General features: G+C 74.3%; 18 protein-coding genes. 9 read left to right on the plus strand and 9 right to left on the minus strand.

Annotated features, from left to right (window positions below):
• Nucleotides 1-41 precede the first annotated feature (41 nt).
• Nucleotides 42-794: a TetR/AcrR family transcriptional regulator gene (locus MWU57_RS14245; RefSeq protein ID WP_106264452.1), complete on the plus strand. Its 753-nt coding sequence runs from the start codon at nt 42-44 to the stop codon at nt 792-794.
• Between the two features lie 48 nt (nt 795-842).
• Complete coding sequence (locus tag MWU57_RS14250) at nt 843-1,130, plus strand: HPr family phosphocarrier protein (protein ID WP_246909965.1); 288 nt, start codon at nt 843-845, stop codon at nt 1,128-1,130.
• Here the strand turns inward: MWU57_RS14250 and ptsP are convergent.
• The gene (gene ptsP / locus MWU57_RS14255) at nt 1,111-2,784 is read right to left on the minus strand and encodes a phosphoenolpyruvate--protein phosphotransferase (RefSeq protein ID WP_246909968.1); all 1,674 of its coding nucleotides are present in this window, start codon (nt 2,782-2,784) and stop codon (nt 1,111-1,113) included. The genes MWU57_RS14250 and ptsP overlap by 20 nt on opposite strands.
• 130 nt (nt 2,785-2,914) lie before the next feature.
• Here ptsP and MWU57_RS14260 point away from each other — a divergent pair, with 130 nt between their 5' ends.
• Both MWU57_RS14260 and MWU57_RS18490 read left to right on the plus strand, forming a co-directional pair.
• Entirely contained in the window at nt 2,915-3,376 is a 462-nt protein-coding gene (locus MWU57_RS14260; RefSeq protein ID WP_106264448.1) for a PTS glucose transporter subunit IIA, read from the plus strand.
• Nucleotides 3,377-3,383: 7 nt separating this feature from the next.
• Nucleotides 3,384-4,103, plus strand: coding sequence for a GntR family transcriptional regulator (locus MWU57_RS18490; protein WP_165799928.1), 720 nt, complete (start codon nt 3,384-3,386; stop codon nt 4,101-4,103).
• Between the two features lie 21 nt (nt 4,104-4,124).
• Here the strand turns inward: MWU57_RS18490 and MWU57_RS14270 are convergent, their stop codons facing one another.
• Nucleotides 4,125-5,201 carry a S1 family peptidase gene (locus MWU57_RS14270; protein ID WP_246909970.1) on the minus strand — a complete coding sequence of 359 codons (1,077 nt, stop codon included), beginning with the start codon at nt 5,199-5,201 and terminating at the stop codon, nt 4,125-4,127.
• 129 nt (nt 5,202-5,330) lie between these two features.
• On the opposite strand from MWU57_RS14270, the gene MWU57_RS14275 reads away from it, so the two are divergent.
• A complete protein-coding gene (locus tag MWU57_RS14275; protein ID WP_106264444.1) occupies nt 5,331-5,555 on the plus strand; it encodes a hypothetical protein in 225 nt (74 codons plus the stop codon).
• A gap of 1 nt (nt 5,556) precedes the next feature.
• Here MWU57_RS14275 and MWU57_RS14280 read toward each other — a convergent pair whose 3' ends face one another.
• Nucleotides 5,557-7,932 carry a YhgE/Pip domain-containing protein gene (locus MWU57_RS14280; RefSeq protein WP_246909973.1) on the minus strand — a complete coding sequence of 792 codons (2,376 nt, stop codon included), beginning with the start codon at nt 7,930-7,932 and terminating at the stop codon, nt 5,557-5,559.
• Nucleotides 7,929-10,853: an efflux RND transporter permease subunit gene (locus MWU57_RS14285; RefSeq protein WP_246909976.1), complete on the minus strand. Its 2,925-nt coding sequence runs from the start codon at nt 10,851-10,853 to the stop codon at nt 7,929-7,931. Before MWU57_RS14285 ends, MWU57_RS14280 begins: the two co-directional genes overlap by 4 nt.
• A gap of 142 nt (nt 10,854-10,995) precedes the next feature.
• On the opposite strand from MWU57_RS14285, the gene MWU57_RS14290 reads away from it, so the two are divergent.
• A complete protein-coding gene (locus tag MWU57_RS14290; RefSeq protein ID WP_207767665.1) occupies nt 10,996-11,670 on the plus strand; it encodes a TetR/AcrR family transcriptional regulator in 675 nt (224 codons plus the stop codon).
• On the opposite strand, the gene MWU57_RS14295 is transcribed toward MWU57_RS14290, so the two are convergent.
• The 3 genes from MWU57_RS14295 to MWU57_RS14305 are packed head-to-tail and all read right to left on the minus strand — an operon-like array spanning nt 11,663 to nt 14,903.
• Nucleotides 11,663-12,538, minus strand: coding sequence for a carbohydrate ABC transporter permease (locus tag MWU57_RS14295; protein ID WP_106264439.1), 876 nt, complete (start codon nt 12,536-12,538; stop codon nt 11,663-11,665). The two genes, MWU57_RS14290 and MWU57_RS14295, sit on opposite strands and share 8 nt — an antisense overlap.
• Complete coding sequence (locus tag MWU57_RS14300; protein ID WP_246909978.1) at nt 12,535-13,491, minus strand: carbohydrate ABC transporter permease; 957 nt, start codon at nt 13,489-13,491, stop codon at nt 12,535-12,537. Before MWU57_RS14300 ends, MWU57_RS14295 begins: the two co-directional genes overlap by 4 nt.
• Nucleotides 13,491-14,903: a sugar ABC transporter substrate-binding protein gene (locus MWU57_RS14305; protein ID WP_246909980.1), complete on the minus strand. Its 1,413-nt coding sequence runs from the start codon at nt 14,901-14,903 to the stop codon at nt 13,491-13,493. The genes MWU57_RS14300 and MWU57_RS14305 overlap by 1 nt, the downstream gene beginning before the upstream one ends.
• Before the next feature lie 155 nt (nt 14,904-15,058).
• Here MWU57_RS14305 and MWU57_RS14310 point away from each other — a divergent pair, with 155 nt between their 5' ends.
• Together MWU57_RS14310 and MWU57_RS14315 are read left to right on the plus strand one after the other, a co-directional pair.
• Nucleotides 15,059-16,024 (plus strand): sugar-binding transcriptional regulator, encoded by a 966-nt coding sequence (locus MWU57_RS14310; protein ID WP_246909982.1) that lies wholly within the window; start codon nt 15,059-15,061, stop codon nt 16,022-16,024.
• Entirely contained in the window at nt 16,011-17,153 is a 1,143-nt protein-coding gene (locus tag MWU57_RS14315) for a protein kinase family protein (protein WP_246909984.1), read from the plus strand. Before MWU57_RS14310 ends, MWU57_RS14315 begins: the two co-directional genes overlap by 14 nt.
• Here MWU57_RS14315 and MWU57_RS14320 read toward each other — a convergent pair.
• Complete coding sequence (locus MWU57_RS14320) at nt 17,074-18,564, minus strand: mannitol dehydrogenase family protein (RefSeq protein WP_246909985.1); 1,491 nt, start codon at nt 18,562-18,564, stop codon at nt 17,074-17,076. The genes MWU57_RS14315 and MWU57_RS14320 overlap by 80 nt on opposite strands.
• A gap of 176 nt (nt 18,565-18,740) precedes the next feature.
• On the minus strand, nt 18,741-20,873 hold the full coding sequence (locus tag MWU57_RS14325) for an alpha/beta fold hydrolase (RefSeq protein ID WP_246909988.1): 2,133 nt from the start codon (nt 20,871-20,873) through the stop codon (nt 18,741-18,743).
• A gap of 207 nt (nt 20,874-21,080) precedes the next feature.
• Between MWU57_RS14325 and MWU57_RS14330 the strand changes: the two genes are divergently transcribed.
• A complete protein-coding gene (locus MWU57_RS14330; protein ID WP_246909991.1) occupies nt 21,081-22,253 on the plus strand; it encodes an FAD-dependent oxidoreductase in 1,173 nt (390 codons plus the stop codon).
• The last annotated feature ends 35 nt before the right edge of the window (nt 22,254-22,288 follow it).

The raw sequence follows: 22,288 nt of genomic DNA on the forward strand, positions 1-22,288 counted from the left end.
ACACTGTACGAGAATAGTGAGGAACCCCCGACAGAGGAACCATGACGAGCAGCCTGCCGACGTCCGTGCCCACCGACGGCGAGCGCCGCCTCGCCCTGCTGTGGGACCCGCCGCAGCCCTCCGGCCGCGGCCGCAAGGCCCGCCTCAGCCTCGACGAGGTCGTCGACGCCGGGACCACCGTCGTGCGTGACGCCGGCCTCGAGGGCCTGTCCATGCGCAAGGTCGCCGCGCACCTCGGGGTCGGCGCCATGACCCTCTACACCTACGTCCCCGGCCGCACCGAGCTGGTCGACCTCATGATCGACCGCGCCTTCGCCGAGCTCGACCTGCCCGGTGCCGACCAGCCGTGGCGCGCCGCCATGTCCCGGTACGCCCGCGAGCACCGCGACCTCTACCTGCGCCACCCGTGGATCCTGCAGACCAACATGTGGCGGCTCCCGCTGGCGCCGCACGTGCTCGACGCGGAGGAGGCCGGGCTGCGGGTGCTCGTCGGCGCCGGCCTGCCCGCCACCCAGGTGGTCGAGGTCATCGGGCTCGTGGACACGTACGTGCGCGGCGTGGCGCGCGCCAGCATCGCCGAGCAGTCCGAGGGCTCGGAGTCCGGGCTGAGCAACGACGACTACTGGGACTCCATGTCGACGTTCTGGGGCACCTACTTCGACCCCGAGAGGTACCCCACGATGACCCAGGTCTGGGAGGCCGGCGGCTTCGACGCGGGGCACGCGTCCTTCGACGCGACCCTCGACCGCCTGCTCGACGGCATCGAGCTCGCGATCGACCGCGCGGCGGCCTGACGGCCGCTTTCTCCGGCGCGCGCCGGAGGCATCCGCCATGATGGCCCGATGGAACGCCACGCCGTGGTCGCGATCCCCGAGGGACTGCACGCCCGCCCCGCCGCGCAGTTCGCCCGGCTCGCCGCCGCCCAGCCCGTCCCCGTGCGCATCTCCCGGGACGGGAACCCTCCGGTCGACGCCGCGAGCATCCTCGCGATCATGACGCTCGGGGCCGACGCCGGCAGCGACGTCACGCTGCAGGTCGACGTGCCCGACGACGCGGCCGAGGCCGAGCTGGACCGCGCCCGGGACGCGCTGGACGCCCTCGAGGAATTCCTCACAGACCCAGGTCGGTGAGCACCGGCCGGATCGCGTCTCGCACCGCGTTGCGGGCCGCGACGGGATCGTGCTCGGCCAGCGCGACGCGGGCCAGCTCGTGGCACTCGTCCAGGGTCACGTGGGCGAGCACCGCCGCCACGTCCGCGAGCGCGCGCGGCGTCATCGACAACGAGCGCACTCCGAGGCCGACGAGCACCGGGGCCAGCGTGGCGTCCGCGGCGGCCTCGCCGCACACCCCGACGGGCCGGTCGTGGACGGCGGCCCCCTCGCACGACAGCCGGACGAGCTCCAGCACCGCGGGCTGCCACGGCGTCGAGAGCGCAGCCAGCTCGCCCAGCATGCGGTCCGCGGCCATCGTGTACTGGATGAGGTCGTTGGTGCCGAGGCTCCCGAACGCGGCCCGGGCGAAGATGTCCGCCGACCGCAGCGCCGCGGCGGGCACCTCGATCATCACGCCCGCGGTGTGCAGTCCGTGCCGGGTGCAGGCCGTCACGAACTCGGCCGTCTCGGCCGCCGTGGCGACCATCGGCGCCATCACCCAGACCTCGGCGTTCTCCGCCTCGGCGGCCGTGGCGACGGCCTGGAGCTGGCGGTCCAGCACCCCGGGGTGGGGCGCCGCCGTGCGCAGGCCCCGCACGCCGAGCGCGGGGTTGGGTTCGCCGTCGGACGTGACGAACGGCAGCGGCTTGTCGGCGCCCGCGTCGAGCGTGCGCACCACGACCTTGCGCCCGGGGAACGCGGCGAGGACGCGCCGGTAGGCGGCGACCTGCTCCTCGACCGACGGTTCCGAGCTGCGTCCCAGGAAGCAGAACTCGGTGCGGAACAGGCCGACGCCCTCGGCCGCGGCCTCGATCGCCGCCTGCGCCCCGGCGGGGTCGGCGACGTTGGCGAGCAGCTCCACGCGGGTGCCGTCGGCGGTGCGCCCGCGACCGTCGAAGGCCCGCCGCGTGGTCTCGCGCTGCTGCGCGGCCGCCACCGTCTCCGGAGCCGGGTCGAGGACGACGACGCCGGCACCCCCGTCCAGGAGCACCGTCTCGCCGTCGCGGATCCGCTCCGCTCCCCGGACCGCGACCACGGCGGGGATGCCGAGCGCGCGGGCCAGGATGGCGGTGTGCGACGTCGGCCCCCCGCCGGCGGTGACGACGCCGAGGACGACGGCGGGGTCGAGCGTCGCGGTGTCCGCCGGCGCGAGGTCGTCGGCCACCAGCACGAACGGGTGGTCGGGCCGCGGGACGCCCGGTGGCCGCACACCGATGAGCTCGGCGACGATCCGGTCGCGGACGTCCCGGACGTCCCGGGCACGCTCGGACAGTGGCGGACCGAGCTTCTCGAGCTGCTTGACCAGCGCCCGGGCCGCGTCCCAGACCGCCCGCTCCGGGGTGAGGTGGTCGGCCCGGACGAGCCGCTCCGCATCGGCCGCCAGCGACGGGTCGGCCGCGATCGCGGCCGTCACCGACAGCAGGTCCGCGGCCGTCCCGGTGACCTGACCGGCGCGCTCGGTGAGGTCGTCGCGCACCGCGGCGGCCGCCGCCGTGAGGTGCTGGACGGCCGCCTCGACGTCGGCGCTCGCGAGCCGGGTCGTCCGGGGCTCCGGCACCGGGTCGGGCATCGTGACGGCGGGGCCCGCGGCGCGTCCGGGGCTGACCGGCGCACCGGTGAGAGTCGTGCTCATCGACATTGACCTCCGTACGCCCTGGACGGCATCGTTCGACACGCAAGCAGGACCGTTGGCTCGCACAGTGGTCGATGCGGCACCCTGTGTCAATATCCGGCACGCCGCAGGCCCTCACGCCAGGAGAACCATGACCCTGCTCGTCCGCTCCCCCGTCGCCGGGACGGTCGTCCCCGTCGCCGACGTGCCCGACCCCGTGTTCGCCGAGGGGATGGTCGGCCCCGGGACCGCCGTCGAGCCCGGCGCGTCCGGCCACCGGGTCCTCGCACCGCTGGACGGTCGCCTGGTGAAGCTGCACCCGCACGCCTGCGTCGTCCAGGCGGCCGGCGGTCAGGCGGTGCTCGTCCACCTCGGGATCGACACCGTCCGGCTCGGCGGCGAGGGGTTCACGCTGCACGTCGGCGAGGGCGACCTCGTCCGCGCCGGCGACCTGCTCGTGGAGTGGGACCCGGCCGCGGTCCGGGCCGGCGGCCTGTCCGCGGTGTGCCCCGTGGTCCTGCTGGAGGCGCCGGTCGAGGACGTCCGGCTGACCGCCCTGCCCGGCACCGAGGTCTCGGCCGGGGACCCGCTGCTCGAGCTGGGTGACCGGTGAGCCGCGGGTGACGCAGAAGTACGTCGCCGTCCGCGCCCACCTGGCGGACCTGGTGGCACGCGAGCTGACCGTGGGCGACGCCGTTCCCTCCGAGCGGGCGCTGACCCGGCAGCTCGGCGTCTCCCGCACCACGGTGCGCCAGGCGATCGACGCCCTCGTCATCGAGGGCGTCCTCGAGCGTGCGCAGGGCCGCGGCACGTTCGTCGCTCCCCCGCGGGCCGACTTCGAGATGCGGCTGACGACGTTCGGCGAGGAGGTGCGCCGCCGCGGCATGACCCCCGCCTCCCAGGTGCTGCGGGCGCACACCACGCCGTGCCCCGCGGCGGTCGCCGAGCTGCTCGCCCTCACCGTCGGCGAGCCCGCCCACCGGGTGCTGCGGGTCCGCACGGCGGACGCGGAGCCCTGGGCGGTCGAGGACGCCTGGATCCCGGCGCACCTGGCGCCCGATCTCCTGGACGACGGCGTGCCCGAGTCCCTCGACCAGGCGCTGCGCGACCGGGGCCACGTGCCCACCGGTGGCGAGGAGACGATCAGCGCGGCCGACGCGACGGACTCCGAGCGGCGCCTGCTGGCCATGACCACCGCGCACGCCGTGATGCGGATCGAGCGGCGCACGTACGCCGCTGACGTGCCGCTCATCCACTCACGGTTCTCCTACCGGGGCGACCGGTACAGCGTGTTCGTCCCCCTCGGGGAGGCTCGCTCACCGGTCCCCCGGTGGGCGTGACCCGAGGGACGCCCGGCCCGCTCAGCGCAGCCGGACCCCCAGCGCGCCGAGCACCGCGTCGACGGGGTTGACGTACGTGAGACCCGCGCCGTCCGGGCCGCCGGTCTCGGAGCCGGCGAAGAGCAGGCCGAGGGCGACGCCGTCCGCCCGGTACACCAGCGAGCCCGAGTCGCCGCCGCGCGAGAACGGCCCGGGCCCCGTGGACTCGACCTCGATCTGGCCGTCGAACGCGAGCACGCCCAGCTCCGGGCCGTAGCCGACCAGCACGTCGTCCATCTCGATCGCGGACACCCGCCCGTGGGTGTGGCCCGTGGTGCGCCCGATCTTCTCGACCTCGTCGCCCGGCACGGCCTCCGCCGTCGTCGTCACCCGGCCCACCGGGTAGTCGAGGTCCACCTGCGGGTCGTCCAGCAGCGCGAGGGCCGCGTCGACCGACGCCCGCTCACCGCGGGCGAGCGGCACGACGGCGGCGATCGTGCCCACCCGGTCCGCGGGGTCCGTGCCGCCGTCCGCGGGGCCGGGCTGCAGCACGCCGTCCCCGGGGACGCCGTCCAGCACGTGCCGGTTGGACAGCGCGTACAGCGCGTCGGCGCCGCCCGGCAGCTCCGGGACGCCGGGGCCGGAGCGGGCGGGGTCGGCCACGACGAACCCGCCGAGCGTCCCCGCCGTGACGTCGACGTGCGCGATCGACACCCCGGGGCGCAGCGGCCGGACGCGGTCCGTCTCGCCCTCGGCGAGCGCCGTGGCGACCGGTGGCTGGCGCTCGAGCACGTCGGCCCGGACGCTGCCCCGCCGTCCGGGCCCCAGGCGCCGGATGCGCCCCGTACGGCGCACGTCCACCGCGGAGCCGGCCTCCGCCACGACCTTGCGGACGACGGCGCGCGCCGCCGGCACGCCCAGGCGGTAGCGGATCGCGATCTCGTAGCCGCCCGGCGCCGTCGACGGGGCGATCCCGATGGCCAGCGTGGGGGCGCGGACGGCGTCGGCCGGGGTGCGGTCGGCCAGCTGCGGACTCGCGACCGCTCCGTAGCGTTCGGCCAGGTCACGGGCGTAGGCGGTCAGCTGCGCCTTGGTCTCGCGAGCGTGCGTCAGGTCCATGGTGGGAGTCTGGCGGACCGTGCCGCACGGCGCGCGTCCGGCACGCCGGGAGCACTGACGCGGAAGCGCTTCGAAGAAATGTGACGCAACCCACGTCATGAAGTCGAAGGTTCACCCTCTCACCAGGTGATGACACATCCGACGCCCGACGACGTCCACTCCGCGGTCCACTGGGCGCTGAGCCACGACCTGGCGGCGCTGCTCGCCTACCGGCAGGTGGGCCACCTCGACCGTTCGGCACGCTGGCAGGCCGACGCGGCGCTCGTCGCGCGGTGGCAGGACGCCACCCGGACCGGTCTCCGCGACGCCGGCCCGCGGGGGCTCGTCGCCGAGCTCCCGCGGGCGCACTGCTGAGTCAGGCCCGCAGCAGGGTGGCGACGCGGGTGCGGCGCGCCCGGGCCGCCGCCCCGACGCCGAGCCCGAGGCCAACCAGACCCCACAGCACCACCGCGGTCACCGCCCCGCCGAGGCCGCCGACCTCCGGCACCACCGCGGCAGCGAGCGCGTCGCGCGCCGCCCCGGTCGGCAGCGCGTCGGCCACCGAGACGAGCACGGCGGGCACGGTCGCCACGACGCCGGTGCCGATCATCAGCACCGCGATCAGCAGGCTGATCCCCCGGCCGACGTTCCCCAGCCACGCGAGGAACCCCAGGTGGACGGCCACGAAGCTGACCGAGACCAGCGCCCCGAGCAGGATCGTGCCGACCCACCCGACCGGCGAGAGGCCCTCCACCCCGGCGAGCACGGCGCCGACGATGGCACCCGTCCCGGCACCGACGGCCGCGGGCACGGCCAGCGTGCCCAGCGTGAGCCGCAGCGCGGACCGCGTCGAGCCGAGGGCGCGGGCCGCGACCGGCGGGAGGACCGTCATCAGCCCCAGCGCTCCGAGCCACAGCGCGACGACGGCGAACAGCGGTCCGGTCGCCCCGGTCGTGAGGTCGTCGACGCCCGGTGCCGCGACCGGGTCGGCCACGACCGACGCCAGGTTCTCCCGGTCGCTGTCGCTGTAGGTGGGGATGCCGTCGGCCGTCTGCTGGAGGCCGTCAGCGAGGTCGTCGGCGCCCCCGGCGACCTGGTCCACGCCGTCGGCCAGGCCGGAGGCGCCGTCGGCGAGGCCGTCGGTACCCGTCGCGAGCTCGGACGCCCCGGACCCGAGCTGCCCGACGCCGTCGGCCAGGCCGGAGGCACCGCTCGAGATCCCGGAGGCGCCGGTGGCGAGCTGCCCGACGCCGTCGGCCAGGCCGGAGGCACCGCTCGAGATCCCGGAGGCGCCGGTGGCGAGCTGCCCGGCACCGGTGGCGAGCTCGTTCGCGCCGTCGGCGACGCCGGAGGCACCCGCCGCCACCTGACGGTTGCCGTCGGCCAGCTCGTCCAGCCCGTCGGCCAGCTCGGCGTTGCCGTCCGCGATGCCCCGCGTGCCCACGGCGACCTCCTCGGCGCCCTGCGCGAGCTGCGAGGTGCCCTCAGCCAGCCCGGTGAGCTGGCCGCGAGCGTCCACGATCGCCGTCGACGCCGCGTTGAACTCGTCGACGAAGTCCTCGGACGCGCCCGCGAGCGCAGCCTGCGCGTCGGCGACCCGCTCGCAGGCGGCCGGGTCCGGCACCTCGGCGCCGTCGCACCCGAGCGCGGTCGACGCCTCGTCGAGCGCCGTCTCCACGGTGGCGCTGCTGCCCTCGAGCCTTGCCTCGACCTCGCCCAGCCCTTCCTCGATCTCCTCCGTGCCGGGAAGGTCGTCGTTCACGGCACCGACCTGGTCGGCGAGCCGCCCCACACCGTCGGCGACCTGGTCCGCACCGTCCGCCAACGCGTAGCCACCGTCGGCGAGGTCGTCGGCGCCGCGGGCGCTCTCGGTGATCCCGCCCGTGATCCCCTTCGCGCCGTCGGCCACCTGCCCGGCGCCGTCCGCCAGCTGGGACGCCCCCTGCGAGAGCCCGGTCGCGCCGGCGGCCACCTGCCCGGCGCCGCCCGCGAGCTCGGACGCGCCCGCCGCCGCCTGGTCCGCACCACCGGCCAGCTCGCCGGCACCACCGGCGAGCTGCGAGGCACCCGAGGAGGCGTCGGTCGCACCGTCCGCGAGCTGCGCGGCACCGTCGGAGAGCTGCCCGGCCCCGTCGGAGAGCTCGTCCGCACCGTCCGCCGCGTCCCCGGCGCCCGAGGCGAGCTGGTCGGCACCGTCCGCGGCCTGGCCGATGCCGTCGGAGAGCTGGTCGAACCCGATGAGGACGTTGTCCACATAGGTCTCGGTGAGCGTGGACCCCATCACCGTGGTCGCGGTCGTGGCCACGATCCTGGCCAGCGCGTCGTCGACCACCCGACCGCCCGGCGGCGTGCTGATGTCGATCGTGGCCTGCCGCGCGTCGGCGGCGTCGTCCCCGCCGAACGACGTCGCCGCGGCGGAGAACTCCTCCGGGATCGTCACCACGGCCGCGTACGTGCCGTCGGCGAGCCCCTCGGTGGCGTGCTCGGCGTCGGTGACCGTCCAGTCGTAGTTGACGTCCGACCCTTCCGCGTCGTCGGTGCCGCCCTCGACCAGACCGGCCGCGAGCTGGCGCCCGAGCGGCGCCGTCTGGCCGTCCACCTCGACGGGCTCGTCGTTGTTGACGATGGCGGCGGGCACCGTGTAGAGCCGGTCCATCGGGTTCCACAGGGCGGCCAGCAGGATGCCGAGCACCAGGACGGGCAGGAGCGCGACCAGCACGATCGCCCAGGGGTTCTGCTTGACGCGGTTCATGCCCGCACCTCCTCGGTGGTGTCGTCCGTCTCGGCGGCCTCGGGCTCGCCCTGGCCGTCCGGCCCGGCGCCGTCCTCGGCCTCGTGCCCCGGTGCGTGCCGGGGTTCGTGCCGGGGCACGGGTGGTGGTTCCTCCCCGCCTTGCAGGGTCGCCGGAGCGCCCCAGCCGACGCCGACGTCGAGGACCGGCGTCGGCCCCGGCAGCAGGTCGGTCGCGACGACCCCGGTGGCGCCCACCAGGAGCGTCACCCCGGCGGCGTGCGCGCGGGACAGCGTCGTGGCGAGCGCTTCGCGCGCCGGTCGGTCGGCGACGACGTCGGTGCGGTCGACCACCACGACGGTGGCGCCCTGGCGCACCGCGGCCGTCACGGCAGCGGCCGGGTCGCCGTCCTCCGCCACGGCGTCGACCACGGCGACGCGCGAGCGCACCGACGACGCCCGTTCGGGCAGGACCAGACCGGTGACCTTCGCGACGCCGGCGTCCGGGCGGATCCGTCCGGCGACGGCCAGGAGGAACGCGTTGACCGGGGCCGCGGCGTCGCCGTGCACGGCGAGCGTGCCGCCGTCGGGCACCCGGACGCTGACCGGGCCGACGAGCGGCGGCTCACCGAGGCCGGGGCCACGGGGGCCGCTCACCTCGAGGTCGCGCACGACGACGGCGTCGACCCCGCCGTCCGGGCGCGCGCCGGGCCAGGACGCGAGCCGCAGCTCCTTCGCCAGGCCCTCGCCCTCGACGTCGAACGTCGGCAGCGCGCGGTCCAACCAGCGCGGCATCCACCAGGCCTTGTCGCCGAGCAGCGCGAGGACCGCCGGGACGAGGACCATCCGTACGACGAACGCGTCGACGGCGACGCCGACGGCGAGCCCGAGCGCGATGGGTTTGAGCGTCATGTCGCCCTCGGGCACGAACGCCACGAAGACCCCGAACATGATGATCGCCGCCGCCGTGACCACCTTCGCCGACCCCTGGAAGCCCGTGAGGATCGCCTGGCGGGCGCGGCCGCCGTTGTGCACGTAGTCCTCCCGGATGCGCGAGACCAGGAAGACCTCGTAGTCCATCGCAAGGCCGAACAGCACACCCATGAGGATGATCGGCATGAAGCTGATCACCGGGCCCAGCTTGGTGACGTTCAGCGCCTCGGCGAACAGCCCCTCCTCGAAGACGAGCGTGACGGCACCGAACGCCGCCCCGACGCTGAGCAGGTAGCCGAGGGTCGCCTTGACGGGGACCCAGACGGACCGGAACACCATGGTCAGCAGCAGCAGCGAGAGCCCCACCACCACCAGCCCGAACGGCACCAGGGCGTCACCGAGCTTGTCCGAGACGTCGATGCCCACGGCGGTCGCACCGGTGACGGCCAGGTCGACGCCGTACTCGTCGAGGAACTGGTCGTGCAAGCCGCGGATCTCCTCGACGAGGGCCTTCGTCTCCTCCGAGTCCGGCGCGCCCTCGGGCACCACCTGGATGATGCCGGTGTCCGCCGTCTGGTTCGGCGTGGACAGCGGGACGCTCGCGACCCCCGGCAGGTCCTCGATCTCCGCGGCGAGGTCGTCCATGAGCCCGACCGGGTCCGTGCTGGTGATGATCGACCCCGTCACGATGAGGGGCCCGTTGAAGCCGGGGCCGAAGTACTCGCTGACCAGGTCGTACGTCTGCCGTGCCGAGTTGTCCTCGGGCAGGTACCCGGCGTCGGGCAGCGCGAGACGGAGGTTCGCCGCGGGCAGGGTGAGGGCGCCCAGCGCGACCACGACGATCGCGATCGTCGCGATCGGCACCTTGGTGACGCCCCGCACCCAGCCGGCGAAGAACCGGTTGTGGTGGGCGGCGCCGTCGGGCGCAGCGTCCGCACCGCGGTCCGCCCGGCGCGACGCACGGCGGGAGGTGCGGCGCTTCGTCGCGCGGGGACGGAGCCGGTCGCCGGCGATGGCGAGCAGCGCAGGCAGCAGGGTGAGGGAGACCAGGACGGCCACGCCGACGGCGGCCGCCGCGGCGATGCCCATGACGCTGAGGAAGGGGATGCCCGCGACGCCCAGGCCGACCAGGGCGATCATCACCGTCAGGCCGGCGAAGATCACCGCGGACCCGGCCGTCGCCGTCGCCCGGGCGACGGACTCACGCACGTCGATCCCGTCCCGGAGCTGTTCCTGGTGCCGGGAGACGATGAACAGGGCGTAGTCGATGCCGACGGCGAGACCGAGCATGAGCCCGAGCATCGGCGTCGTGGAGTTGATCGGCCCGAACACCGTGGCCGCCAGGAGCAGCAGCATCGACACGCCGACGCCGAGCAGCGCGTTGACCAGGGGCAGGCCGGCGGCCACCAGCGACCCGAGCGTGAACAGCAGCACGATCAGGGCGACGACGACGCCGATGACCTCGATGATGCTCAGGTGCGGCAGCTCGTTCGCGTAGAGCTGCCCGCCCAGGGACGCCTGCGCACCGTCCGGCAGCGCCGCGGCGAGATCGTCGGTGATCTCGCCGAGCTCGTCCTTCGTCGCGTCGCTGATGGCGAACGCGTCGCCGTCGAGCTGGACCGTCACGATGGTCGCGGCCTCGTCGTCGCTGACCGGGGACGGGGCCTGCTCGTCGTAGGGGGTCGCGACGGCGGCGACCTCGTCGAGGTCACCGATGCGGTCGGCGGCGTCCTCGACGGGGCCACGGACGTCGGCGTCCTCGATGGTGCCGCCGTCGGGAGCGACGACGACCACCTGGGCCGAGGTGCCGCTCACCTCCGGGAACGTCGCCGAGAGCTGGTCGAGCGCGTCCTGCGACTCGGTGCCCGGGATCGTGATCGAGTTGTCGAAGCCCTGGAAGACCAGGCCCCCGGCCGCACCGGTGATCACGAGGATGCCGAGCCAGCCGATGACGACGAGGCGACGGGCGCCCACGGCCCAACGACCGAGCTGGTAGAGGACGGAGGACACAGAGGCTCCCGGGTGCGACGGAGGGTCAGGGCCCCGCTGGTTCGAGCGGGCCGATACAGCACTGTATCCGATACAGGAATGTATCCGATACAGCCCTGCATTGACTAGAGTGGGTCAACCGCCCGACCGAGGAGGCCACCCTGTGAGGACCACGGAGCACGTGACCAGCGTGCGTTCCCCGCGCCGCACGCGCACCCGGGAGCGCCTGCTCGACGCGGCGCTCGACGTGTTCGCCGAGGTCGGGATGCAGGCGACGTCCATCGAGGCGGTCTGCGAGGCGGCCGGGTTCACGCGTGGCGCGTTCTACTCCAACTTCGCGTCGAAGGAGGAGCTGTTCCTCGCGCTCATGCAGCGCGACGCGACGCGTCAGCTCGGCGCGCTCGAGCAGGCCGTCGAGACCATCGACGCCGGCAGCCTCGGCACCCCGGAGGGCTTCCGCGCGGCGCTCGGGACCGTCATGGCGGCCGTGCGTCCCGACGGCAGCGCGCGCCGGCAGTGGTGCCTCGTGGCCGCCGAGTTCGAGCTCCTCGCCCTGCGCGACGCCGCCGTCGCCGAGCTGTACCTCACCGAGCACCGGCGCATCCGGGCCGAGGTCGGCGCCGTGCTCGACCGCATCCTCGAGGGCCTCGGGCTCCGGTTCGTCGTCGACATGCCCACCGCCGTCGACCTGCTCATGTCCGCCGAGGACGCCGCCGGGCGGGCGGACCTGCTCGAACGGCCGGCCGCCGGCGCGGGTGAGCCCGCACCGCCGACCCGCCGCCTCGAGGCCCTCGTGGACCTGCTCCTCGCTCCGCGGGAGGATCCGCCCGCTACTTGATGGCGCCCATCGACAGGCCGCGCACGAGCTGCTTCTGGGCGATCCACCCGGCCAGGATCACCGGCAGGGACGCGAGCAGCGCGGCCGCGCAGAGCCGGGCCAGGAACAGGCCCTCGCTCGTCATCGTGGACACGATGAACAACGGCACGGTGGCCGCCTGCGACGCCGTGAGGTTGAGGGCGAAGAAGAACTCGTTCCACGCGAAGATCACGCAGATGAGCGCCGTCGCGGCGATCCCGGGCGCGACCATCGGCAGCAGGACGGAGCGCATGGTCCGCAGCAGCCCGGCCCCGTCGACCGACGCCGCCTCGAGAACCTCGGCGGGCACCTCCTGGAGGAACGAGCGCATCATCCACACCGCGATCGGCAGGTTCATCGCCGTGTAGAGCACGACCAGGGTCCAGATGTTGTCCAGGACCTTCAGCTGGCCCGCGATGACGTAGATCGGGACGATGACGGCCACGACCGGCAGCATCTTCGTCGAGATGAAGAAGAACAGCACGTCGCCGACCTTCTCCACCGGCCGGATCGACAGGGCGTAGGCGGCCGGGATCCCGAGCAGGAGCACGAGCAGCGTCGAGAAGCCCGTCGCGATGAGGGAGTTCGCCACGTAGGTGCCCGACTCGCCGACGACGGCGCGGAACTGGTCGAGCGTGGGCTCGAAGAAGAACGTGGGCGGGTTGGAGGACGCCTGGCTCTCCTGCTTGAAGGCCGTCATCGCCATCCAGGCGACGGGGAAGAAGAACCCGAGGGCGAGGATCCACGTGAGGGCCGTCAGGAGCGTGCCCGCGGTCCGGGGGCGTCGCCGCCGTGCACCGCCGGGCGCGGCGGGCCGCGAGGACGTCGGGGCCGGTGCGGTGGTGGTCATGAGCGCTCCTTGACGTCGAAGCTGCGGAAGATGAGGCGCAGCGCGGCCATCGCGACGAAGATCGTGGCGATCACGACGACCACGCCCATCGCGGCGGCCTGACCCACGTCGAAGCCGAGGAACGCGCGCTGGTAGATGTAGAAGGGCAGGTTGGCGCTCGCCGTGCCGGGCCCGCCCGCCGTCATGAGGTAGATCTGGTCGAACGTGTTGACCACGTAGATGATCCCGAGCAGCACGCCCAGCTCCACGTAGCGGCGCAGGTGCGGCATCGTGATCCACGTGAACGTGCGCCACGGGCCTGCGCCGTCGACCGACGCCGCCTCGATGACGTCCTTCGGCTGCGCCTGCAGGCCGGCGAGGACGAGCAGCATCATGAACGGCGTCCACTGCCACACGAGCGCCATGAGGATCGCGACGATCGGGTACGTCGACGTCCAGTCGACCGGGTCGATCCCGACGAGGCCCAGCGTCCAGTTGAACAGGCCGTACGTCGGGTTGAGCATCGCCATCGACCACAGCACCGAGCTCGCGACGGGCATGATGAGGAACGGGGTGATGAGCAGCGTCCGGGCCACCCCCCGCCCGCGGAAGGGCCGGTCGAGGAGCAGCGCGAGCACGATGCCCAGGACCATCGCGACCAGCACGCACCCCAGCGTGATGACGACCGAGTTCACCGCCGCCCCGCGGAACGTCGAGTCACCGACGATGTCCCCGTAGTTGGCGAAGCCGACGAACAGGTCGGAGTCCGGTCGCAGCAGGTTGCGCGAGTGCAGCGAGTACCAGATCGTCACGAGGAACGGGATCTGCGTGACGACGATCGTGAAGAGCAGTGCCGGCAGCAGCGGCCCGCGCCGGCGCCAGCGCTCGGCGCGACTCGTCTGATGCTCGGCGCGCGCGGCGCGCTGCTCCTGCGCGCGGCGGGCGCTCGCCGCCTGGGAGGTGAGCGTGGTCATCAGGAGCCTCCGTCGGTGGTGGCTGCGGCGTCGGCCTCGTCCCGGTAGGTCTCGGCGACGGTCTCGGCGTAGGACTGGGACTGCTCGAGCGCCTCGGCGACCGTCTTCTGCCCGGCGATCGCGGCCGACATCTGCTGACCCACGCGGGTCCCCAGGTCCTGGAACTCGGGGATGCCGACGAACTGGATGCCCGGGTACGGCACCGGCTCGGTCATCGTGTTCTCCTGCGTCGCCTCGCCCATCGCCGTCAGCGTGGCCTCGGCGTAGGCCTCGGAGACCTCGGCGTACTCGGGGATCTCGTACGTGGACAACCGGCTGCCCGGCGGCACCCGCTCCCAGGACAGCTCCTCACCGACGAGCTCGATGTAGTCCGGGTCGGTCATCCAGGAGACGAAGTCCCAGGCGGCGTCCTTGTGCTCGCTCGTCGAGGGGATCGCCAGCGACCAGGAGTAGAGCCACCCCGCGGCGTCCGTCTCGCTGACCGGCGCCGGGACGTAGCCGACGTCGCCGGCGACGTTGGACGACGCCGGGTCCTCGACGCTGGAGACCATCGAGGTCGCGTCGTACCACATGGCGGCGTTGCCCTGGGCGAACCGGGTGAGGCAGTCGCCGAACCCGGAGGTCGCCGCGCCGGGCTGGCCGTACTGCTGGACGGTCTCGACGTACGTCTCGGCGGCGGCCCGGACCTCGGGGCTGTCGAGCCGCGCGTTCCAGTCCTCGTCGAACCAGCGGCCGCCGAAGGTGTTGATCACGGTGCCCATCGGGGCCATGACCTCGCCCCAGCCGGCCAGCCCGCGCAGGCAGACCCCGGAGAAGTCCTGGGCCGGGTCGTGGAGCTCGGCGGCGAGGTCGCGGACGTCGTCCCACGTGGGCCGCTCGGGCATCTCCAGACCCCGCTCGTCGAAGATGTCCTGGCGGTAGGCCAGGAACGACGACTCCCCGTAGAACGGCACCGAGTACAGGTCGCCGTCCACCGAGAGGGCCTCCCGCACGCTCGGCACGAAGTCGTCGGGCTCGTACCCCTCGGTGGCGTCGGCGTACGGCTGGAGGTTCTCGATCCAGCCGTTCTCGGCCCACATGGGGGTCTCGTAGTTGGAGATCATCACGACGTCGAACTCGCCGCCGCCCGTCGCGACGGAGGCGGTGATCTTGGCCCGCGCCTCGTTCTCGGGAAGGCTGACGAACTGGACGTCGACGCCGGGGTGCTCGGCGCGGAAGTGGTCCTGCAGCGAGATGGCGTCCTGCATCTGCGGGTTGGAGACGATCGCGACGACGATCTGCTCCCCGTCGCCGCCGACGGCACCGGCACCGGCGCACCCCGCGAGACCGAGAGTGAGGGCTGCCGCACCGGCGAGGAGCCGTGGTGCCCTGCGTCGATCCGGTCGGCGCCGCGCGCCGGATGGTTGGAACATCGTTGTCCTCACGTCGAGTCGTCCGCTCAGATGAGAGCAGCAGCGCTGCTCATCTGAACCGACCATAGTTCGATATGCTCACGTGAGCAAGGCCATCCGCTCAAACTTTCGCGCAGCGTTGCCGGAGACCAGCGTCGCCGGGGAGACGAGGACCAGTGACCGACGCCGAGCACACGCGCCTCCTCGTGGAGGTGAGCACGGACTACTACCTCGACGGGCTGTCGAAGGTCGAGATCGCGAAGAACCGCGGCATCTCGCGGTTCCAGGTGGCCCGGCTGCTCACCGAGGCCCGCGACGCCGGCATCGTGCGTATCGAGATCGCCGCACCGGCCCACCTCGACGCGGGACGGGCCCGGCGCCTCGCGGAGCGGCTCGGCGCCCAGGAGGTCGTCATCGTCCCGGGCGCCGACGACCGGGACACGACGCGTGCGGCGCTCGCCCGCGAGCTCGCGCGCGTCATGGCGGCCCGGGTCAGCTCCGGTGCGACCGTCGGCGTCTCGTGGTCCCGGACCATCGAGGCGGCGGTCCGCACCCTCGGCACCCTGCCGCCCTGCGACGTCGTCCAGCTCGTCGGCGCGCTGCCCGTGCACGGCAGCGGGAACTCGCTCGAGCTCATCCAGCGCTTCACCACCATGGCCGGCGTGCGCACCTGGCCCGTCTGGTCCCCTCTCCTCGTCGGCGACCCCGCGACGGCGCGCGGCATGCGGCAGCAGCCGGAGATCGCCGCCGCGCTCGACCGGGCCGACGCCCTCGACCTCGCCGTCGTGTCGATCGGCAGCTGGAACGCCACGGGCTCCACCGTCTACCCGCAGGTCACCGAGGCCGAGCGGCGCGCCGCCACCGAGGCCGGCGCCGTCGGCGAGTGCTCCGGCCGGCTCTTCGACACCCGGGGGCGCGCGGTGGTCACGCCGCTCGACGCCCGCGTCGTGGGCGTCACGCTCGACCAGCTCGTCCGCACGCCGGACGTGGTGGCGATCGGCTACGGCACCGAGGCGGCGGCCGGGCTGCGGGGCGCCGTCCTGGGCGGGATCGCCACGGTGCTCGTCATGGACGACGCCGCCGCGGTCGAGCTCGAGCACCTCCTGGCGGACCCGCCCGCCGGCATCCTTGACCACCTCTGACAGGACGCGGGTCGCTCGCCTCGCTGCCCACGCCGCCGTCGCCACCGCGCTGTCCCTGCACAGCGACCACCGGCTGCGCGAGCTCGTGGACGCCGCTCCGGCGATCGGGTCCGGGATCGGTGGCACGACCGTGCGGCTGGACGTCGACGGCACCCCGGTGTTCGTCAAGCGGGTGCGGCTGACCGACCTCGAGCGGCGACCGGAGCACGTCCGCTCCACGGCGAACCTGTTCGGGCTGCCGAGCTTCTGCCACTACGGCATCGGCACCATCGGCGGTCCGGGGTGGGGCGCCTGGCGCGAGCTCGCCGTGCACACCATGACCACGGGCTGGGTGATCGCCGGGGACCACGAGGGCTTCCCGCTGATGCACCACTGGCGGGTGCTGCCGGACGGCGGCCACCCGCTGCCCGAGGAGCTGGCCGACGTGGAGCGAGCCGTCGCCTACTGGGGCGGCGGACCAGCGGTGCGCCGCCGGATCGAGGAGCTGCGGGACTCGTCCGCGAGCCTGCTGCTGTTCCTCGAGCACATCCCGCAGACCCTGCACGACTGGCTGAGCGCCCGGGTGGACGCCGGCGGCGAGGTGGCCGAGGCGGCGTGCGCCTGGGTGGACGACGAGCTGCGGACCGCCGTCGGGTTCATGAGCGCCCGCGGGCTGCTGCACCTCGACGCCCACTTCGAGAACATCCTCACCGACGGCCACCGGCTCTACGTCGCCGACTACGGCCTGGCCGTCTCGTCGCGCTTCGAGCTGGCGCCGGACGAGGCCACGTTCTTCGACGAGCACCAGACCTACGACCAGGACTACGCCGCGACGTACCTGGTGAACTGGCTGGCGGTCGCCCTGTACGGGTACGCGCCGGAGGAACGCCGCGCGTTCGTGCGCGCCTGCGCCCACGGTGTCGTCCCGGAGGGAGCTCCGACGGCGGTCGCGGCCATCCTCGCGCGCGACGCGCCGGTCGCCGCGGTGGTGGGCGACTTCCACCGCCGGTTCCAGCAGGAGAGCCGGGAGACGCCCTACCCGCAGGAGGCAGCCCGGCAGGCGGCACTCGTCAGCCTGCCAGCACCTCCACCGTCACCTGGGCGCCGTCCCGGTGCAGCGACTCCAGCGCCGCGAGGTAGGCGGCCGTGAAGCGCTGGTCGTCCACGAGGTCGCCGAACAGCTCGCGGTCGCGCAGGAACGCCAGCGGGTCCTCGCTCTGCCGGGCGGCCGCCGCGCGGAGCCGGTCGGCGAGCCGGTCCACGATCTCGATCGGCTCGCCCTGCTCGTCGACGCCCTCGTCGTAGCGGGCCCACGCGGCGACGACGGCGGCCGCGCGGTGGATCTCACCGCCGTCGGCCAGGTTCTCCCGCACCACCGGCAGCAACCACTTCGGGATCCGGTCCGAGGACTCGGCGCACAGCCGCGCGAGCGTGTCCCGCACGGCGGGGTTCGCGAACCGCTCGACGAGCGTGCGCCGGTAGTCGTCGAGGTCGATGCCGGGGACCGGCTGCAGCGTGGGGGTGGCCTCGCGCTCCATGTAGTCGAGCAGGAACCGCACGAACGTCTCGTCGGCGCACACCTCGTGGGCGTACCGGTAGCCGGCCAGATAGCCGAGGTAGCACAGCGCCTGGTGGCTCGCGTTGAGCAGCCGCAGCTTCATCAGCTCGTAGGGCTCGACGTCGTCGACCACCTGGACGCCGACCTCCTCGAGCGGCGGCCGCCCGTCGGCGAAGCGGCCCTCGAGCACCCACTGGCAGAAGGGTTCGGCGACCACGGGCCAGGCGTCGTCGACCCCGAACTGCTCGGCGACCATGGCGCGGTCGTCGTCCGTGGTGACCGGCGTGATCCGATCGACCATCGAGTTGGGGAACGGCACGTGCTCCTCGATCCACGCGCCGAGCTCGGGGTCCTTGAGCCGCGCGAAGGCACCGAACATCTTGTGCGCGACCTCGCCGTTGCCCTGGATGTTGTCGCAGCTCATCACGGTGAAGGGGGCGATCCCCCGGTCCCGGCGCCGGCGCAGGGCCTCGGTCACGAGCCCGAACGACGTCGCGGGCTCGGCACCGGGTGCCAGGTCGGCCTGCACGGCCGGGTCGGACTCGTCGAACTCCCCGGTCACCGGGTGCACGTTGTAGCCGCCCTCGGTCACCGTCAGGGAGACGATGCGGATCTGCGGCGAGGCCATCTTCTCGATGACCGCCTCCGGGTCGTCCGGGGCGAGCAGGAAGTCCACGACCGACCCGATCACGCGGCCCTCGAGGGCGCCGTCGGGGTGCTTGAGCACCAGGGTGTACAGGCCGTCCTGGGAGCGGAGCGCGTCGCGCATGCGCGCGTCGTGCGGCAGCACCCCGACGCCGCAGATGGCCCAGTCGAGCGCCTCGCCCTGGGCCATGAGCCGGTCGAGGTACATCGCCTGGTGCGCCCGGTGGAAGCCGCCGACCCCCAGGTGCACGATCCCCGCGCGGAGCGCGGAACGGTCGTATCCCGGCAGGGCCAGCCCGCCGGCGCCGCCCCCGGCGCTGCGCAGGGTGCCCAGGTTCTCGTCGCTGAGTGCGGTCATGGCGCGTCCTTGCTCCGTCGGGTCCAGGGACTCCAACGTAACAGATGAGCGATGGCGCTCGCCCAGATGAGCACCCACCCCGTTCGCCGAGTGTCGAGGTCCGGACCGCTATGACTCCCGATAACGGTCCGAACCTCGACGTTCGGCACCTCGGCGTGGGGCCTCGGCGTGGGGCCTCAGCCGAGCGTGGTCGGCAGGACCCTGTCGCCCTCGCCGTCCGGCACGTCGAGCACGTGCTCGGCCAGGAACGCCAGCACGCCGGAGTACCAGACCTTCGCGTGCTGCGGTGCGAGCACCCAGTGGTTCTCGGTCGGGAAGTACAGGAACCGGTGCACCGTGGTGCCGTCGTCGGCGGCCGGCAGCCCGGAGTCGGCCAGGAGCTCGCGCCACAGCCGCAGGCCCTCTCCGATCGGCACCCGGTAGTCCTTGTCGCCGTGGACCACCAGCACCGGCGTGCGGATGTCACCGACGTACCGGTGCGGGCTGTGCGCCTCGGCCATCTCCGGCGTCATCTCGCGCGCCCAGTAGTAGGCGTGGTCCGTCGTCGGGCCGAACTGGTCGAGCGCCCACAGCGAGGCGTGGGTGACGATCGCGCGGAACCGGTCCGTGTGCCCCGCCACCCAGTTCGCCATGTACCCGCCGAACGAGCCGCCCATCGCCGCCGTCCGCGAGGCGTCGATCTCGTCGAGCGCCTCCGCGGCGTCGGTGATCGCCAGCAGGTCGGTGTACGGCTTGTCGCCCCACGCACCCCACCCGCGCTGCACGAACTCCTGCCCGTACCCGGTGGACAGCGCCGGGTCCGGCAGCAGCACCGCGTACCCGCGGGCGACCATGATCCACGGGTTCCAGCGCCACGACCAGGCGTTCCACGAGTTCAGCGGCCCGCCGTGGATCCACAGCAGCAGCGGCGCCGGGTCCGCGGCCGAGGCACCGGCCGGCAGCGCGAGCCAGGCCCGCACGCGCGAGCCGTCCTCCGCCGTCGTCTCCACCTCGGTGAGCGTGCCCGGCAGCTCCGGCGCCGGCGCGGGCGACGGGAGGACGACGGCGGCCACCGGCTCGCGCTCCCCCGGTGCGCCGGACGCCACGAACGCCGCCAGGTCGACCCGGACGGGCTCCGACGGCGCGGCGTAGGAGGTGCGCAGCGCGTAGAACGCCGAGCCGTCCGGCGCCACCTGGACGTCGGTGAACGTCGCGGCGTCCGCCGTGACCCGCTCGACCGTCACCGAACCTGCGCCCGGGGCGCCGAAGGTCAGCAGGAACACCGGGCCGCGGCCGTCCTCGTCCGCGGTGACCAGCAGGCCCGACGCGTCGGGGAGCCACGCCAGCGACGTGGGCCAGCGGTCCCAGTCGTCGGCGAGGACCTCGGGCTCACCGCTGCCGTCCAGCGCCACCAGGCCCGCCCGCACCACCGGCGACTCGGTCGGCGAGGTGATCGTCGAGGTCACGTAGGCCACCCAGCGCCCGTCCGGCGAGACCACGGGCGAGCCGACCTCGGCGTCGGGGTCGTCGACCAGGGTGCGCCGCTCCCCCGTGGCCGTGTCGACGGCGACCAGCGTCTCGCGCCGGGCGGCACCGGCGTCGTCCACCGTCCAGGAGGTCACGAGCGTCGCGCCGTCGGGCGACAGCGCGGCTCCCGCCTCGTCGAGCTGGCGGCCGGCCCCGGTCAGCTGGCGCAGCTCGGCCTGCTCCCCCTCGGCGAGCCGGCCGAGCGACAACGCGAACCGGCGGTCCGCGTCCGGGCCCAGGTCGTGGTCCCAGTGCCGCACCGGGTAGCCCGTGTGCCAGACGGCGTCCACCTTGAGGTCCTTGCGGGTCTTGCGCAGCCCGGCGTCCTCGGCGAGGTCCGCCGCCGAGGGCAGCACCGGCGCCGTCACCGACACGACGTCGGCGTCCCGCGCCGTGCAGATGCCGCCGAGGCCACCGGGAGCGGTCGCCACCACGCGTGCCTCGCCGCCCCCGGCGGGCAGGCTCCACAGCGCGGCGCGGGCGTCGTCGTCCGGCGTGCCGTCCGGGTCCGGGCGGGCCGAGGTGAACAGCAGGTCACCGGCGGCCGTGAACGCCGCGGAGGACTCGCCCTTGGCGCTGCGGGTGAGGCGCCGGGCCGGGCGCTCGCCGGCCGGGTCGACCTCCCACAGCGCCGAGACGAAACCGGTGCGCGCCGGGTCGAGGCTCTGCACCGCGGTGACGAGGCGCGTGCCGTCGGGGCTGAGCACCAGCCCTCCGACGCGCCCGAGCGCGAGGTAGGAGTCGAGGTCGTGGAACGGGGTCTGGGGGTGCGGAGCGGCGTCCGCCGAGGTGTCCTGGGTCACGCAGACGGGTCTACCACAACTGCCCGGGACCGCCCGGCGGACGGGCCCACGGACGGCCCCGCGGAGGGCCCCGCGGAGGGCCGGCGGAGGGCCGGCGCGACCCTGCGGGAACGCCGGACCGAACCGCAGGTGAACACTGGCCGAACACCTTGTCCACAGGCCATCCCCGCCTTGAACGCCGGCCATGTGCTCAGGCAGATTCTGGACGTGAACCACGACAGCGCGCAGCCCCCGCTCCCTGCGAAGGTCGACCTCGCGGTCGTCGGAGCGGGTGCGGTCGGGCTCGCGCACGCCGTCGAGGCGCACGCGCGCGGGCTGTCGGTGCTCGTCGTCGACGCCGCCCGGCGACCGGTCGGCAGCGCCGCTCGGCGCGGTGGTCACCTCGCCATCACGACCCAGGACACCACCGCGCTCGCCTGCGCCCTGGCCTCCCGGGAACGCTGGCTGAAGCTCGGCCGCGAGGCGGGCTTCGGCGTCCGGGAGTGCGGCGCCGTCGTCGCCGCCGGGCACCCGGACGAGCTCGCCGTCCTGGACGACCTCGTCGCCGCGCGCGCCGGGGACGCCACGCTCCTGACGGGCCGCGAGGTCGCGGACCGCACGCCCGTGGCCGACGCCGTCGGAGGCGTGTTCCTGCCCCTCGACCTGCGGGTCGAGCCCGCGGCGGCGCTCGGCATCGTCGCGGACTGGCTCGGCGGGCGCCCCCAGGCGCACGTCGCCTGGTCGACCGCTGCCCAGACCTTCGACGCCGGCAGCGGCTGCACCCTCGTGCGGACCTCGCGCGGGGAGGTCGTCGCCAAGCGCGTCGTGGTCGCGGTCGGGCACGACGTCGGGCAGCTCTTCGGCGAGGTCGGCGACCGCCTCCTGCCCGTGCGTCGCCAGATGCTGCGGATCGCGCCCCCGCTGCCCGACGGCGGCCCACCGGCCGAGCGGCTCGCCACCGGCCCCGTGCTGGTCGGCGCGAGCACGCTCGTACGCGACGGCGCCTACCTGCACAGCCGCGCACTCGGCGGGGTCCGCGAGCGCCTGCGCACCCGGCACCCCGAGCTGCTCGCGGCCGAGATCCACCTGACGCTCACGGCGCAGCAGGACGGGTCCGTCGTCGTCGGCGACGGGCGGGCGCCCGCGGACGCGACGGGCCGCTCGGAGGACGTCGACGAGCTGCTGCTGCGCGAGACGGCGGCGCTGCTCGGCACCGGCCGGCCGACGGTCCGCAGCCGCTGGTCGGTCACCGAGATCGTCCGTGCCCCGGGGCCCGGCGCGGACGACCCGTTCGTGCTCACCGAGCCCATGCCGGGCGTGCGGACGGTGACGGTCGCGGACGGCCTGGCGACGACGACGGCGCTCGGCCTGGCGCCGCGGGTCCTCGACGGGCTGTTCTGACAGCCCGTCGGGCACGTGCCGGCGCGTCGGCCGGT

It is taken from the genome of Isoptericola sp. S6320L (assembly GCF_023015685.1).
Classification (GTDB): Bacteria; Actinomycetota; Actinomycetes; order Actinomycetales; family Cellulomonadaceae; genus Isoptericola; species Isoptericola halotolerans_A.

Coding starts and splice junctions, on each gene's coding strand:
- MWU57_RS14260 (WP_106264448.1), top strand. CDS start 2,915: ATGACCCTGCTCGTCCGCTCCCCCGTCGCCGGGACGGTCGTCCCCGTC.
- MWU57_RS14320 (WP_246909985.1), bottom strand. CDS start 18,564: ATGACCGCACTCAGCGACGAGAACCTGGGCACCCTGCGCAGCGCCGGG.
- MWU57_RS14250 (WP_246909965.1), top strand. CDS start 843: ATGGAACGCCACGCCGTGGTCGCGATCCCCGAGGGACTGCACGCCCGC.
- MWU57_RS14305 (WP_246909980.1), bottom strand. CDS start 14,903: ATGTTCCAACCATCCGGCGCGCGGCGCCGACCGGATCGACGCAGGGCA.
- ptsP (WP_246909968.1), bottom strand. CDS start 2,784: ATGAGCACGACTCTCACCGGTGCGCCGGTCAGCCCCGGACGCGCCGCG.
- MWU57_RS14300 (WP_246909978.1), bottom strand. CDS start 13,491: ATGACCACGCTCACCTCCCAGGCGGCGAGCGCCCGCCGCGCGCAGGAG.
- MWU57_RS14275 (WP_106264444.1), top strand. CDS start 5,331: ATGACACATCCGACGCCCGACGACGTCCACTCCGCGGTCCACTGGGCG.
- MWU57_RS14295 (WP_106264439.1), bottom strand. CDS start 12,538: ATGACCACCACCGCACCGGCCCCGACGTCCTCGCGGCCCGCCGCGCCC.
- MWU57_RS14280 (WP_246909973.1), bottom strand. CDS start 7,932: ATGAACCGCGTCAAGCAGAACCCCTGGGCGATCGTGCTGGTCGCGCTC.
- MWU57_RS14270 (WP_246909970.1), bottom strand. CDS start 5,201: ATGGACCTGACGCACGCTCGCGAGACCAAGGCGCAGCTGACCGCCTAC.
- MWU57_RS14245 (WP_106264452.1), top strand. CDS start 42: ATGACGAGCAGCCTGCCGACGTCCGTGCCCACCGACGGCGAGCGCCGC.